The organism is Ruminococcus sp. NATIVEDY161 (assembly GCF_045819895.1).
Classification (GTDB): domain Bacteria; phylum Bacillota; class Clostridia; order Oscillospirales; family Acutalibacteraceae; genus Ruminococcoides.
The window spans coordinates 1,289,586-1,303,766 of the sequence record NZ_CP162392.1; the positions used below are offsets into that span (position 1 = coordinate 1,289,586).

The window sequence follows — 14,181 nt, forward strand, 5'->3', positions numbered from 1 at the left end:
TTTTTTATCCGTTATTGATAATTTCTTTAATCTTCGCCTCTGCCGCAACGGCGTCCGCCTTGCCGCGGCTGTTCTTCATAACGTTGCCGACAAGGGCTTTAATTGCCTTTTCCTTGCCGTTTTTGAAGTCCTCAACCGCCTTCGGGTTGCCCTGAACCGCGTTCTTGCAGAGCTCGAGCAGTGCGTTTTCGTCAAGGCCTGCCATATCGCTTTCGCTGATAAAGTCGAGCGCGCCTTTGCCGGTGTCGAGCATTTTTTCAAGCGTGGATTTTGCGAGGTTGTTGCGGATTTTTCCGCCGTCGAGCAGCTTAACAAGCTCGTTGAGCCTTGCAGGCGTTACGGGAACGTCGAAAATTTCCTTGTCCGCCTCGGTCTCGGTTCTGCGGAAAATCTGACCGATAATGAAGTTTGACACGGTTTTGGGGTTCTTAACGCCCTTTGAAGCCTCGTCAAAATACTCGCTGATACGTCTGTACTTGGTGAGCAGAGCGGCGTCCTTTTCGGGAAGCCCGATTTCCTCGACGTACCTTTTATATCTGTCGGCAGGAAGCTCCGGAAGCTCGGCTCTGAGCTGCTCTACCTCCTCGCGGGAGATATTGATTGTAACCAAATCGGGATCGCGGAAGTAGCGGTAATCGTGAGCGTCCTCCTTGCTTCTCATCGACGAGGTTGTGCCTGTGGCGTCGTCGTAGCGCAGGGTTTCCTGAACCACCTTGCCGCCGCTTTCGATAAGGTCAACCTGTCTGTCGTACTCGTACTCCATAGCCTTGGCTATGTTGTTGATTGAGTTCATATTTTTAATCTCGGTACGTGTGCCGAATTCCTCGGTGCCCTCGGGACGGACAGAGATATTAACGTCGCAGCGCATTGAGCCCTCCTGCATTTTGCAGTCGGAAACGCCGATTGCGCGCATAACCTGCTGGAGTTTTTCTACATACTCCTTCGCCTCGTCAATCGAGCGGATATCGGGCTCGGAGACAATCTCAATCAGCGGAACGCCGCCGCGGTTGTAGTCAACGTAGGTGTCGCCGTGCTGGTGAATCAGCTTGCCTGCATCCTCCTCGATGTGAATGTGGTGAAGCCTGATTTTTCTGCCGTTACTTAGCTCAACGTAGCCGCCGATAATCAGCGGAGCGTAAAGCTGGCTGATCTGGTACGCCTTTGAAAGGTCGGGATAGCAGTAATTTTTTCTGTCCATTTTCGCGACCTCGGCGATTTCGCCGTGAACGGCAAGGCCTGCCTTAATCGCAAAGCGCACAACCTCGCGGTTGAGCACGGGAAGCGTACCGGGAAGTCCGATGCACACCGGGCAGCAGTGGGTATTCGGCTCGCCGCCGAACTGAGTGGTGCAGCCGCAGAAAATTTTGGTCTTGGTAGAAAGCTCAATGTGGGTTTCAAAACCCGAAACTAACTCATATTTCACAGCTTAACACCCCACTTTGTATCCATAAATTTGTCAGGCTGAGCCTGCTGGTATTTATAAGCGGCGTTGAGGATTTCAGCCTCACCGAAGCTCTTGCCGATAAGCTGCATACCGATGGGCATTCCGTTTTTGTTAAATCCGCAGGGGATTGATACGCCCGGAAGTCCGGCGATATTCACCGGAACGGTACAGATGTCTGTAAGGTAGGTCTCAATCGGGTCGCTGATGGCGTTGCCCTTTTCGAACGCGGTCATCGGCACTGTAGGAGCAAGAATAACGTCGCAGCTTTCAAACGCCTTGTTGAACGCGCTGATGATTGTACCCCTGAGGTTCTGAGCCTTTTTGTAGTAGGCGTCGTAGTAGCCTGCCGAGAGCACGTATGTTCCGAGCAGAATTCTGCGCTTGACTTCCTCGCCAAAGCCCTCCGAACGCGTGCGGCAAATCATATCGTGAGTGCCGTTGTAGTGCTCGGTTTTGTAGCCGTAGCGGATACCGTCGTAACGTCCGAGGTTTGATGAAGCCTCGGCGCAGGCGATGATGTAGTATACGGGAAGGGCGAATTTGAGTATCGGCAAATCGAAGTAGACAATCTCGGCTCCGAGCGACTCATAAACCTTTGCCGCCTCGAGCACAGCCTCTTTTACGTCGTCGCGAACACCGTCGAGGTACTCGCGCGCGATGCCGATTTTCATTCCCTTAATATCGTTATTAAGCGTGTCAAAGGTAGCTTTTGCGCTGCCCTTTGAGGTCGAATCGCGCTTGTCCTGCTTTGAAATCGCGTCAAATACAGCAGCGGCGTCCTCTACGCTCTTGGTAATCGGTCCGATTTGGTCGAGCGAGCTTGCATATGCGATAAGTCCGTAACGCGAAACCGCGCCGTAGGTGGGCTTTAAGCCGACAACTCCGCAGAACGACGCAGGCTGGCGGATAGATCCGCCGGTGTCAGAGCCCAAGCCGTAAGCCGCGATATTTCCGCCGACAGCGCCGGCAACTCCGCCCGAGCTGCCTCCGGCGACGTGGTTGGTGTTGAAGGGGTTAGCCGCTCCGCCGAAGTATGAGGTCTCGCACGATGAACCCATCGCGAACTCGTCCATATTTGCCTTGCCGAGCATAACGGCGTTTTGATTTTGCAGAAGCTCCCAAACGGTAGCGTCATAAATCGGCTTGTAGCCTGTCAAAATCTTTGAACAGCAGGTGGTCTCAATTCCCTTGGTCGAGATATTGTCCTTCAAGGTCATCGGAACGCCCTCGAGCATACCGATTTCCTCCCCTGCCGCGATTTTTTTATCGACAGCCTCAGCGGTTTTCATCGCTTCATCGGGAGTTACGTTAACGTAAGCGTTAAGCTCGGAATTTGATTTATCAATTTCATCAAGATAGCTCTTTGTAAGCTCGGCGCAGGAAAGCTGCTTGCCTACGAGCATTTCGTGAATTTTAGCAATAGAACCCATAATTACACCGCCTTACTCTCTGTTGCGCACGAGGAAGTGATCCTCTGCCTGCTCGGGAGCGTTTTTGAGGATTTCCGTACTGGGGAACGACGGCACAACCTCGTCCTCGCGGAACACGTTTGAGAGGTTGTTGATGTTGTCAAAGCCCTCATCGCTTGCCGGAGCGTTGTTGATTGTATCGGCAAAGTCCACGATCTCCTGCATTGACTTTGTGAGCCCGTCAAGCTCCTCCTCGGGAACAAAAAGCTTAGAGAGCAGAGCGATATTTTCTACGTCTTCTCTTGTTACCATAGTTATCATCCTTTTTTAGAGTTGAGAGTTAAGAGTTAAGAGTTTAATTACTCTTTTACCAAAAGAAGTCTTTAATTCAAAACATTCAACTATCAACTTATTATCTTAACTTTACATGAACCTCGCGGAGCTGCTGCTCGCTTACCTCTCCGGGTGAGCCGAGGAGCACGTCCTGAGCGTTGGAGTTCATCGGGAAGGCGATTACCTCGCGGATATTTTCCTCGTCGGTGAGGAGCATAATCATACGGTCAACGCCGGGCGCCATTCCCGCGTGGGGCGGTGCGCCGTACTGGAACGCATTGTACAGTGCCGAGAACTTCGCCTTGAGGTCGTCCTCGGAATATCCGGCGATTTCAAACGCCTTTTTCATTATTTCAATGTCGTGGTTTCTTACCGCGCCTGAGGAAAGCTCTACGCCGTTGCACACGATGTCGTACTGATACGCCAAAATTTCCTCGGGATCCTTGCTCAGCAGGCTGTCAAGTCCGCCCTGCGGCATTGAGAACGGATTGTGGGTGAAGATTACCTTGCCGTCGTCGTCGCGCTCGTACATCGGGAAGTCCACGATGAAGCACATCTCAAACTTGCTTGTGTCAATCAGGTTAAGGCGGTTGGCGACCTCAGTGCGGATTTGTCCGGCAAGCTTGGGCGCTTCCTGGGCGGTGTCAGCGATGAAGTAGATTACGTCGCCTGCCTTTGAGCCGTTGCGCTCGATAAGCTCCTCGCGGTCGCCTGGCTTTAAGAACTTGTCAATCGGTCCGTCAAAGGTCAAATCCTCGTTAACCTTAACATAGCCGAGTCCCTTCATACCGATTGAAAGGGCGAATTCTTCCATTCTCTTAAACCACTTTTTGCTCTGAGCCGCCGCGCCGGGAACGTTGATTGAGCGAACGCACTTTTTGCGGAAGGGAGCAAAGTCGGTCTCGACGAATATATCGCTGATTTCCTTGATGATGAGCGGATTTCTGAGGTCGGGCTTATCCGTGCCGTACTTTACCATTGCCTCGGCAAAGGGAATACGCGCAAACGGCGGCTTGCTGACCTCTTTATCTGTAAACTTCGAGAAGGTCTCATACAAAACCTCCTCGGCAACGTCGAACACGTCCTCCTGAGTGGCGAAAGCCATTTCGAAGTCGAGCTGGTAGAACTCGCCGGGCGAACGGTCGGCACGCGCGTCCTCGTCACGGAAACAGGGCGCAATCTGGAAGTATTTGTCAAAGCCTGATACCATCAAGAGCTGCTTGAAAATCTGCGGAGCCTGCGGCAGAGCGTAGAACTTGCCCTTGTGCTTACGGCTCGGAATCAGGTAGTCGCGAGCTCCCTCGGGTGATGAGGTCGAGAGAATCGGGGTGTTAATCTCGGTAAAGCCGAGGCTCTCCATCTTTGAGCGCAAAAAGGAGATTACCTTTGAGCGCAGCAAAATGTTATTGTGAACCTTGGGGTTACGCAAATCGAGGTAGCGGTACTTAAGCCTAACGTCCTCAGAGGTGTTTGTTGAGGTTGCGACCTCGAACGGAAGCGCGTTTTTGCACCTGCCGAGCACCTTGATGTCGTCGGTGTGAACCTCTACAAATCCGGTGGCGATTTTTTTATTGATGGTGTCCTCGTCACGCTTTACGACCTCGCCGCTGAGCGTAACGGTGCACTCCTTGTTGATATTTTTAAGAAGCTCGTCGTCGTGAACGACAACCTGCAGAACTCCGTACTCGTCGCGGATGTCGAGGAACATAACGCCGCCGTGGTCACGAATATTCTCTACCCAGCCGGCTACCTTAACCTGCTGGCCGATGTTTTCTTCTCTTAATTCTCCGCAGCTTACGGTGCGGTAAATGTTAGCTTTTATCATCAAAAACTATCCTTTCAAAGATATTTTACCCATTCTAAAGTATTATAGCACAAATGAGGGAAGAATACAAGAGTTAAGTTGAGAGTTTGAAGCAGAGTTTAGAGTTGAGAGTTGAGAGTTTAATATATTAAGCGGAAAACGTTTGTATGTAGTTTAAAGGCTCCCCCGACACTTGTTTTCGGGGGAGCTGGCACCGGCAACTTGTTGACGGTGACTGAGGGGGCTGCGTGTGTTTCAGCGCGAGTTTTGCGTTGCAATTCATAATGGGGCGTTTTGGAAGCATCTGCCCCCTCCGTCATTTTGCAATCAAAATGACACCTCCCCCAAAGCTTTCGCGTTGGGGGAGGCTTTTTGGGCGGACACATAGGTCCGCCCCTACGATTATCGACAAAAGTTTCCGCTAATTAAACTCTCAACTCTTAACTCTAAACTCTAATCATACGTGTGCTCGCAGACCTCGTTGATTTTGTCGCGGAGCTTTAGGAAATCGTCGAACGCGTCGGGCTTGCGGCGCGGATCGCGCAGGATTGCCGCGGGGTGGAGCATAGCCATCATCAAAATTCCGTTCTTTTCAAACCACACGCCGTGCTCCTTTGTGATTTTGATGTCGGACTTAATTATCCTTCCGGCGGCGATTCTGCCGAGACAGACGATAATCTTCGGTCTGATAAGGCGCACCTGATCGCGCAGCCATTCAATGCACTGCTCCTGTTCCTCGGGCTTTGGGTCGCGGTTTTTGGGCGGACGGCATTTTACGATATTCGCGATGTAGATGTTCTTTTTGCGGTCGAGGTCAACGGCTGTCAGCATTTTGTCGAGGAGCTTTCCTCCCCTGCCGACAAACGGCTCACCCTGCAAATCCTCGTTCTCTCCGGGGCCTTCTCCGATGAACATTACCTCCGCCTCGGGGTTACCCACGCCGACAACAACGTTTGTTCTCGTCCTGCAGAGCTCGCATTTTTCACAGCCGAGGCAGACTGATTTAAGTTCTTCCCAAGTTTTATACATAATTAACGCTCCTTAACAAAAATAACAGTTGAAATCTGTCTTAAATAGTAGTAAAATAGATATGATAAGCCGTTACGGCAAAAATAATGAATGGTGGTATTTTTTATGAAAGTTATGGTAGAAACCTCTGCGCATCACGTTCACGTTTGCAGAGCAACACTCGACACTCTCTTTGGCGAGGGTTATCAGCTCACTAACAAAAAGGATCTTTCTCAGCCCGGACAGTTTGCCTGCTTTGAGAAGGTTACCGTTGTCGGCCCGAGAGGCGAGATGACAATGTCAATCCTCGGTCCCGAAAGACCTGACGATCAGGTTGAAATTTCTCTCACCGACGCGAGAAAGCTCGGCATTACCGCTCCTGTTAGGGAGTCAGGTGTGCTCGACGGTACTCCCGGCTGTAAGCTCGTTGGCCCTAAGGGCGAGGTTGAGATTACACAGGGCGTTATCGCCGCTAAAAGACACATTCACCTTGATCCTGCGACTGCCGAGGAATTCGGTCTTAAGGACAAGCAGATTGTTTCGACAAAGGTCGGCGTAGGCACAGGCAGAGAGACTGTTTTCGGAGACGTTGTTGTGAGAGTCAGCCCCAAATACGCTCCGGCTATGCACGTTGATACCGACGAGAGCAACGCCGCCGGTCTTGCAGGCACTGTTGACGGCGAGATTATTGTTTAATTTTCAATTTAATTAAATCTTTTCAGCCTCCCCCGTTGCGTTATGCTGCGGGGGAGACTTTTAATGTTTGGATTTATTTAAAAAGATTATATCACACTTAATCATTCGATTTCAACTGAATAACGGCGGAAATTTTGCCAAAGCTATATTCAGAGGTGATTTTATGATTAATGATGTAGAAATGCTCAATTACATTCTTCAAAACGCGGAGATGGGCTGTCAGGGCATAAAAAATGTCCGCAAGGGCGTTAAAAACAGCCTTGCGGTTGACAGCGTACTCTGCGACCAGCTTGTGCGGTACGGAAAAATATATCATGTCGCGAATACCATGCTTAAAAGCCGCGGTGCTGAGGCAAAGCACATCAGCCCGATGGCTAAAACTATGACGAAAATTGCGGCTCAGAGGGATTTGAAGCGCGACTCGTCCCCCTCGCACGCCGCCGAAATGATGATTAAAGGCAACACAATGGGCGTTAACAAGATGGTTCAGCACCTGCGCGATTACGACAGGGGCGACCGAAACGTTACGCTTCTCGCCAAAAAAATGCTCGACACCGAGGAGGAGCATATTAAGGAAATGAGGGCTTTTTTGTAGAGTTTAGAGTTTAATGTTTAGAGTTTAATTTTTAAAGCCTTCCCCGGTGCTTTAGCTTTAGGGAAGGCTTTAATTTTTATACAAACTTATCCGTTAAAATAATTTAACGGCGCATTGTAAAATGAGGTTGCAACAATAAAAAAATAGTCCATAGGGACGATTCTGTAGTAGAATTGAGTTTACGCTCACCAATTCGAAAGGAATCATCACTATGGACAACCCTAATTGTAGCACGGAACACAAGAAATATCAACACCTGTCTTCTGATTTAAGTTTCCCCAAAACCTGCGAGCAAAAGCTGAGGTGAAGGCGTGGGAATAGCGAGCAGGCGCTTCAGCCCCGACTTGACGTACTTCAAGGTTTCATAGATACCGTCTGCGATGGCGTAATAGACGAAATCAGGCGCTCCGAACAGACGCTTTGAAACCTCGATGATCTCAAAGCGCATACGGGTAAAGAACGGCTTGTCGGACAGCATGGAAATATAACCGATGGCAAGCGTCAGAAGCAAATCGAGAGTACGGATAGATTGCAGAGAACGCACCCTCAGATTCTCGTAATCGAATTTTTGCTTTTTGAATTTGAAGTATTCCTCGATTCTCCAGCGCATCAAATACGCCTTGCAAACCGAAATCCCGATTCGTTTATCGTCCGATGACAGATTGGTGATCAACAGCATTGGTCCCTCGCCGAAACCGTATACAACCACTAATTGTAATTCAACATTTTTGTATTTAGGCAGTTGAATCGAAATAATACTGATTTTGACGTCTACTTGTTTGCCGCTTTTGTTCTTGAATCTCAGGCTGTATTTACCCTTGAAGCGATTGGCGACAGACATGATGTTTTCGGTTTTTCCATTATAGATAACATTACGGTTCTTTTTGGCTCTGATAATGAACTTTTCGTTGTTTCTGATAAAGTAACGGTAGTATTTGTTGTTGTCAAAGCCTCTGTCCATCGTCCTGACATTGTCTTTGGAAAAGTGTCTGCTGATATATTCAAAGCAATCAAGATATTCCTCGATTTCGCTGACAAAGTCTTCATCCTTGGTTGAGTAGATACGGCTGTATATACCGAAGGGCAGCTTGTTTTCGCTTGAGAGAACCGCTGCGCCGATAGTATGGTAACCGATCCCGATCTCACCTGTGCTGCCGTCGCGTACCTCGCAGAGCTTTTCAAGGTGTTTGCTGGCGGGCTTGGTGATGTCGGAACCATCGACAATTATCAAGCTGTCATCATTATACCGGCGTTTGATTGCTTTGAGATAGTTTTCACGCACGGTTTCGGCGTCTGCTGCTTCAAAATCCGCAAGATTTCTCGACAATCTGTTGACTGTTTTGATCAGCTTGATGTTTTCATGCAGGCTGCGGCTGATTTCAGACAGCATACAGCTTCCCGAGGCAAGCGTTCCGTACAACATATCTGTTACGAATTTCTTATCAGGACGGTTCAAGCCTTTTGAAATTTTTTGAGAATAATTCAAAATACCCCTTTTCAAATTACCGTTGAGTGTGTTATAATTCAACATAGTGCAATACGCTCCTTTGGTATGGTTTTGTTCCAATTTAATTATACCATTTTTCGAGCGCTATTGCACTTCTTTTTTTACCAGATTTTCATTTTTTTATTGCCGAGTTTTCCCTTAACCACGCCATTTTTTCAACATTCACGATTGCGTTTTGGGGAAACTTAAACTGTCTTCTGAAGAACGACACATAATTGAAGTGCGCTTCAATGAGGACAAGTGGACGATCTACGCAATCGCCAAAAGTCTTGGCAGACCATACAACACGATCAAAAACGAGATCAACCGTGGTACGGTATATCTCTACAACGGAAAGATAGCCAGATATAAGGCTGACAAAGGCGAGGAAGCATATCGTGAACATCGCAAGAACAGCTGCCGCAATTACCGTTGCCTTGAAACTGCAAAGTTTCTCAGATATGTTGAAGATCAGTTTTTCGATGAAGGATGGTCTTTGGACGCCGCAGTAGGTCATGCAAAAGCCAACGGACTGTTTTCCTCTAAAGAAATGGTGTGTACCAAAACGCTGTATAACTATGTTGATTCAGGTCTGCTTAAAATCAAGAACATCGATTTGCCTGAGAAACTGTCGAGAAAGACTAAAACCAAGAAAGATCGAGAAAACAAGCGAAAACTCGGCAATAGTATTGAGCAGCGTCCCGATATTGTAGATACCAGAGAAGAGTTCGGACACTGGGAAATCGATAGTGTAATCGGCAGGAAGGTCGAAGGCGAATCTCAGGTGATGACAATAGTCGAGCGCAAGCTTAGAAAGTCCATATGGATCAAGGTGAGAAATCACTCTGCCGAAGCGATAGATGAGGCGCTATCCGCTCTGATTGATCAGTTCGGAGATAAATACAATGAAGTATTCAAAAGCATTACCGGTGATAACGGATCCGAATTCGCTAACCTCTCTCAGATTGAATCAAAAGGCATAGCCGTATATTTCACTCATCCGTATTCGTCTTACGAAAAGGGAACTAACGAGTGCCACAACAAAATGCTGCGCAGATTTATACCGAAGGGCAAAAGCATTGACGACTACAGCGCTGATGACATCATCTACTTTGCGGATAAAATCAACAACCTGCCCAGAAAGATTCTGGGCTACAGAACCCCGGAAGAGCTGTTCGAGCAGGAACTCGACCGCATATATGTTGCCGCGTGAGCCGCGTCGCCGCGAGTTTTCCTCGCTCGTCGCTACGCTCCTCCCTCGAAAAACTCGCGGCGATCTACTACAGACTCAAAAATTGTTGCAACTTGCTATTGCAATTTGCGAAAATAATTTAACTCTTAACTCTAATCTCTTAACTCTAATCTACGCTGTTTCTATCATCAAAAAGCTCTGCGGCTGCATTTTGATTCTGCCGTCCTTGATTTCGGCGTTGCCGAGCTTATAGATTACGTCGCCGTCGTAGCGCGTGTCGATTTCAAAGTCTACGTCGAGCGGATTGAAGTACATAACCAGTTTGCCGCGGCGGTAGGCAAAGGGGATTTTGCCCTCCTCGTACATAAACTCGAGCTCACCGTTGCCGCGCAAATCCTCGTACTTATGGCGAAGTGCTATCATATCCGTGACGACCTTGTAAATGCTGTCGGGGTCGTCCTTTTGGTTTTCAACCGTCGGCGCGTCGGCGCTTTTATCGACGGGCAGGTACGTTTCGTCGCTAATGGAAAAACCGAGGTTTTTGCCGCTGTTCCACTGCATCGGGGTACGCGAGCCCGTGCGCGAGAATCCGCCCTCCTTGCTGACTAAGTCCGCCTGATACCTCATTCCCAGCTCGTCGCCGTAGTACAAAAACGGCACGCCGGGCATTGTGAATATAAAGGCATTAACCAGCTTGATTGCCTGCTTGTCAAGGTAAGCGGTGACGCGCGGCATATCGTGGTTGTTCGTCATAAAGCTGATGTAGCCGTTGTCCTTCGTCTGGTTATAGCGCGGAAGGTACTCGTCCAAAAACGCCTTGAGGTTGCCCCTGCCGTTTTTGTTGAACACCGCTTCATCGCCCCAGTTGCCTGCGCGGAACAGCCTGCAGTAGCCGTTGCCGACGTGGTCGAGGTAGAAGTCCATATGAAAGCCGCCGTCGTTTATCGCGCGCTGCGGCCAGCACCACTCGGCCACCATAGCCGCCTCGGGGTACTCTTTATCAAGCATTGCTCTTACGCCGCGCCAGATTTTGGCTGTGGCGGTTTTTTCGTCGTCATTTTTTACCAGTGAATCCGCCATATCTACGCGGAAACCGTCGGCTCCCTTGTCGAGCCAAAAGCGCATAATGTCCTTAATCGCCTCGGCGGTTTTAAGGCAGTCGGGATGGTCGCAGGGCAGCTGCCATTCGGGATGGGTGATGTGGTTAAAGCCGTAGTTGAGCGCAGGCTGTGAGCTGAAATAATTTACCATATAGTTGCCGTTGCGCTCGCAGATTCCGCACATCATACGGTATTCGGGCGGAGCGTCCCAGACGTTGTTTGTGAAAATATAGCGGTTTGAATACTCGTTTTTCTCAGCCTTTTTCGCCTGCAAAAACCACTCGTTGGTGTCGGACGTATGACCGGGCACGAGGTCGAGCAAAATTTTGATTCCGCGCGCGTGAGCCTGCTCGAAGAGCTCAACCAAATCCTCGTTTGTGCCGTAGCGCGGAGCTACGCGCTTGTAATCGCGGACGTCGTAGCCGGCGTCCATAAACGGAGAATCGTAGACAGGATTGAGCCAAATCGCGTTACAACCGAGGTTCTTTACATAGTCGAGCTTTTGAATAATACCCTGCAAATCTCCGATACCGTCGCCGTTGCTGTCGTAAAAGCTCTGGGGATAAATCTCATAAAATACTGCGTCGTTAAGCCAGTTCGGCATAAAATCACCCTTTCAAATAGATTTTAGAGTTTAGTGTTTAGAGTTTAATTTCGGTCGGGTATAGAAGTTTTATTTTCCGAAATGTTTTATTCCCGACTGAATTAATATAGTTTTGATTATGAAAATTAAAGCTTTATATTAATTCATTAAACTCTAAACTCTTAACTCTCAACTCTAAACTTACTATATCATTTTTAACTGTTTTTGGCAATATAATTCCCAATAAAAATCACTTGCGAAATTGTATTTTTCGGCATACTATGGAATTGGATATATTATTTTCGGAGGGGAACGCTTTGACTGTTAACAAGCTTAGTAATAACCGCGTGCTGATTGTGCTGTGCGAGCAGGATATTGAGGATATTAACGGGATTGATTTTGACGACGGAGCGTCGCGCTCGCGTGTAATCGGGCTTACGCGAAGGGCGTGCAGAAGCTCGGGGATTGAGACAGGAGGAAAGCGTGTGAACATTGAGGCTCTGCCGCTTGAAAAGAGCTGTTATCTGCTCGTGACCGTCGATTCGCGAAAGCGCTACAGGGTTAAAAGGGCAGGCTCGGGGCTGTGCTGTAAAATCGAGGACAGCTCTGCGTTTTTGAGCGCCGTGGAGCACCTTTACAGGTTAAACATCAGGTGCGGAAAAAACTCCGCCTACAAAAAAGACGGAGCTTACTTTTTGATATTCGATTATCCGTCCGTTCCGAAAAAGCTCAAGCTGCTTTTGTCGGAGTTCGGGCAGTGGCAGAGCGGAAAATTTTCCGCCGCGAGGGTTAAGGAATTTGCCGAGCCAATCTGCGAGCGCAACGCGGTGGAGATTATAGGGAGAAGACTTGTATAGGTATAGGGTTTTGTGATTTAAAGCCTCCCCCATCACTTTAAATTTATCCGTCCCTGCGACTGTAACGGATAGGTTGGCGGTAATGGAAGCGTCTGATCACGGGCGGACACACGGGTCCGCCCCTACGGTGTAAAGGATAGGTTTGTGGTAATGGAAGTGTCTGCCCCCTCCGCCGCCTTAAGGCGGCACCTTTTTCTGGCGAAAACGGCAACCTTAGCACGTCGGCAACCCTTTTGGGCTTCGCCCATTTCCCCTACGAGGGGAATCACCTTTTGGGCTTCGCCCATTTCCCCTAACAGGGGAATTTCCCGTAGCTTACGCGACGGGGGAGGCTTTAAATTTTTAAACAAACGTATCCGCTTATTTTATTAAACTCTAAACTCTAAACTCTTAACTCTAAACTCTCATTATTGCAGCCAAACAATATCCGTATCGGTTGCGAGATTGTCAATTCCGTACAGGGCAACGACCTGTTCGGGATTTTCTTTTTTAATCAAATCCGACACGCTCTGCTTGTAGTAACGCAAATCGACCAGCACTACCTTGCTGTAATTCTCCGCCAAAAACGGCGCCAAGCTGTGGCTGAAGCTGTCCTTGATTACGACGATTGTGCCGTTCTTCGCGTTTTTGTTCTGAATTTCCGTTAGGGCGTGGTTGCCGTCGAGGAAAACAGGATACTTGTCGTCCTCGCCGATGTGGTTGTAGAAAAACATCGAGCCGTAGTGGTTGTCCTTGCCGTCCTCGGAAATTTTCACGGTTATGTTTTTGTCCGTGTTTTCCTGATTGTCGTACACTGTAATGCTGTCGGGCTTTGTCAGCCAGTAACCGCTTGTGGAGTAGGTTGTGCCGTAAAATCCGCCGTAGGCAGTCTTTGCGAAGCTGTCCTTGTCCGCAGGCTGAACGCCGAGCTTTTCGCAGAGCTTTACATAGCCCTCATAAGCGCCGTCGGTCGTCCAGTGGTGGTCGGTGCGGTAGTAGAGCTGTACGCCCTCGGCATACTTCTGCTTAAACGTCTCGCGCAAATCGACGAAGTTTACGCCGCTTTCACCGAGAGTTTTCGCGGTTTCGGCAAAATAGATATCGTCGTTGTAGCTATCGTGAATGAGCGGAAGCTTGTCGGCCGCGATGTAGCCGGTTGACGGAGCGAGCATAACCGTCATCGGCACATCTCCGATTTTCTCCTTGAACTCTGCAAGGACGCGGATGTTCTTTCTGACATAGTTTTCCTTATCGACAGGGACGTTAATCAGGTAGCCGTCGGCGCTGTTGTATACGCCGTTCCTGCCGTTGAGTCCAATTCCGAGGTTGTAGTAAGAATTCAGACCTACCCACATATTTCTCTGCGGAAAATGGTCGGCAAAGTAGGTCTCGAATTTTTCACTGAACTCTCCGCTGAGGACGGTATCGACGCTTGTTTCGGGGAACTGCTGAAGGTATCGTTTTTCCGATGAGCTGTAGTCCGCCTTGGGGTTCACCACAAACCAAATCGCAAGTCCGAAAATGAATGCGATAAAGAGCACCGCCGGAGCAAAGCGGAGCTTTCCGCTTTTAAGGTTCGGCTTAGGCTCGGAATCGAGGTAAAGCTTTTCCGACGAATCCATCGGATTTTTATATATTTTAGTTGATGTATCCATGCTCTCACCTTAGTGATTATGTATTTATTGTAGGGGCGTG

Annotated in this window: 12 protein-coding genes; 4 read left to right on the forward strand and 8 right to left on the reverse strand. The window is 48.9% G+C overall.

The genetic code is table 11. From position 1 onward, the window contains the following. Window positions 1-4 precede the first annotated feature (4 nt). From gatB to AB1I50_RS06215, 5 genes are all read right to left on the reverse strand, one after another. The gene (gatB, locus tag AB1I50_RS06195; protein WP_407723126.1) at window positions 5-1,423 is read right to left on the reverse strand and encodes an Asp-tRNA(Asn)/Glu-tRNA(Gln) amidotransferase subunit GatB; all 1,419 of its coding nucleotides are present in this window, start codon (window positions 1,421-1,423) and stop codon (window positions 5-7) included. After that, window positions 1,420-2,874, reverse strand: a complete 1,455-nt coding sequence (gene gatA / locus AB1I50_RS06200; RefSeq protein WP_407723128.1) for an Asp-tRNA(Asn)/Glu-tRNA(Gln) amidotransferase subunit GatA — start codon at window positions 2,872-2,874, stop codon at window positions 1,420-1,422. Before gatA ends, gatB begins: the two co-directional genes overlap by 4 nt. A 12-nt stretch (window positions 2,875-2,886) precedes the next feature. Then, a complete protein-coding gene (gene gatC / locus AB1I50_RS06205; RefSeq protein WP_407723130.1) occupies window positions 2,887-3,165 on the reverse strand; it encodes an Asp-tRNA(Asn)/Glu-tRNA(Gln) amidotransferase subunit GatC in 279 nt (92 codons plus the stop codon). Between the two features lie 100 nt (window positions 3,166-3,265). Then, window positions 3,266-5,011 carry an aspartate--tRNA ligase gene (gene aspS / locus AB1I50_RS06210; RefSeq protein WP_407723132.1) on the reverse strand — a complete coding sequence of 582 codons (1,746 nt, stop codon included), beginning with the start codon at window positions 5,009-5,011 and terminating at the stop codon, window positions 3,266-3,268. 432 nt (window positions 5,012-5,443) lie between these two features. After that, complete coding sequence (locus tag AB1I50_RS06215; protein ID WP_407723133.1) at window positions 5,444-6,019, reverse strand: uracil-DNA glycosylase; 576 nt, start codon at window positions 6,017-6,019, stop codon at window positions 5,444-5,446. Window positions 6,020-6,124: 105 nt separating this feature from the next. On the opposite strand from AB1I50_RS06215, the gene pduL reads away from it, so the two are divergent. Together pduL and AB1I50_RS06225 are read left to right on the forward strand one after the other, a co-directional pair. Further along, on the forward strand, window positions 6,125-6,694 hold the full coding sequence (gene pduL, locus AB1I50_RS06220) for a PduL/EutD family phosphate acyltransferase (protein ID WP_407723135.1): 570 nt from the start codon (window positions 6,125-6,127) through the stop codon (window positions 6,692-6,694). Between the two features lie 163 nt (window positions 6,695-6,857). Then, window positions 6,858-7,289: a hypothetical protein gene (locus AB1I50_RS06225; RefSeq protein ID WP_407723137.1), complete on the forward strand. Its 432-nt coding sequence runs from the start codon at window positions 6,858-6,860 to the stop codon at window positions 7,287-7,289. A gap of 268 nt (window positions 7,290-7,557) precedes the next feature. Here the strand turns inward: AB1I50_RS06225 and AB1I50_RS06230 are convergent, their stop codons facing one another. Next, window positions 7,558-8,820 (reverse strand): transposase, encoded by a 1,263-nt coding sequence (locus tag AB1I50_RS06230; protein WP_407723105.1) that lies wholly within the window; start codon window positions 8,818-8,820, stop codon window positions 7,558-7,560. A gap of 151 nt (window positions 8,821-8,971) precedes the next feature. Here AB1I50_RS06230 and AB1I50_RS06235 point away from each other — a divergent pair, with 151 nt between their 5' ends. Beyond that, window positions 8,972-9,988, forward strand: coding sequence for an IS30 family transposase (locus AB1I50_RS06235; protein ID WP_407723139.1), 1,017 nt, complete (start codon window positions 8,972-8,974; stop codon window positions 9,986-9,988). Between the two features lie 150 nt (window positions 9,989-10,138). Here the strand turns inward: AB1I50_RS06235 and AB1I50_RS06240 are convergent, their stop codons facing one another. Beyond that, the gene (locus AB1I50_RS06240) at window positions 10,139-11,671 is read right to left on the reverse strand and encodes an alpha-amylase family glycosyl hydrolase (protein ID WP_407723141.1); all 1,533 of its coding nucleotides are present in this window, start codon (window positions 11,669-11,671) and stop codon (window positions 10,139-10,141) included. A gap of 296 nt (window positions 11,672-11,967) precedes the next feature. On the opposite strand from AB1I50_RS06240, the gene AB1I50_RS06245 reads away from it, so the two are divergent. Then, the gene (locus AB1I50_RS06245) at window positions 11,968-12,507 is read left to right on the forward strand and encodes a hypothetical protein (RefSeq protein ID WP_407723143.1); all 540 of its coding nucleotides are present in this window, start codon (window positions 11,968-11,970) and stop codon (window positions 12,505-12,507) included. A gap of 407 nt (window positions 12,508-12,914) precedes the next feature. Here the strand turns inward: AB1I50_RS06245 and AB1I50_RS06250 are convergent, their stop codons facing one another. Further along, window positions 12,915-14,141, reverse strand: coding sequence for a DHHW family protein (locus tag AB1I50_RS06250; RefSeq protein ID WP_407723145.1), 1,227 nt, complete (start codon window positions 14,139-14,141; stop codon window positions 12,915-12,917). Window positions 14,142-14,181 lie beyond the last annotated feature (40 nt).

Bases quoted from the DNA above. Each gene is read 5' to 3' on its own strand.
- gatC (WP_407723130.1), bottom strand. From the start codon at position 3,165: ATGGTAACAAGAGAAGACGTAGAAAATATCGCTCTGCTCTCTAAGCTT.
- AB1I50_RS06225 (WP_407723137.1), top strand. From the start codon at position 6,858: ATGATTAATGATGTAGAAATGCTCAATTACATTCTTCAAAACGCGGAG.
- AB1I50_RS06240 (WP_407723141.1), bottom strand. From the start codon at position 11,671: ATGCCGAACTGGCTTAACGACGCAGTATTTTATGAGATTTATCCCCAG.
- AB1I50_RS06250 (WP_407723145.1), bottom strand. From the start codon at position 14,141: ATGGATACATCAACTAAAATATATAAAAATCCGATGGATTCGTCGGAA.
- AB1I50_RS06215 (WP_407723133.1), bottom strand. From the start codon at position 6,019: ATGTATAAAACTTGGGAAGAACTTAAATCAGTCTGCCTCGGCTGTGAA.
- AB1I50_RS06230 (WP_407723105.1), bottom strand. From the start codon at position 8,820: ATGTTGAATTATAACACACTCAACGGTAATTTGAAAAGGGGTATTTTG.
- gatA (WP_407723128.1), bottom strand. From the start codon at position 2,874: ATGGGTTCTATTGCTAAAATTCACGAAATGCTCGTAGGCAAGCAGCTT.
- pduL (WP_407723135.1), top strand. From the start codon at position 6,125: ATGAAAGTTATGGTAGAAACCTCTGCGCATCACGTTCACGTTTGCAGA.
- aspS (WP_407723132.1), bottom strand. From the start codon at position 5,011: ATGATAAAAGCTAACATTTACCGCACCGTAAGCTGCGGAGAATTAAGA.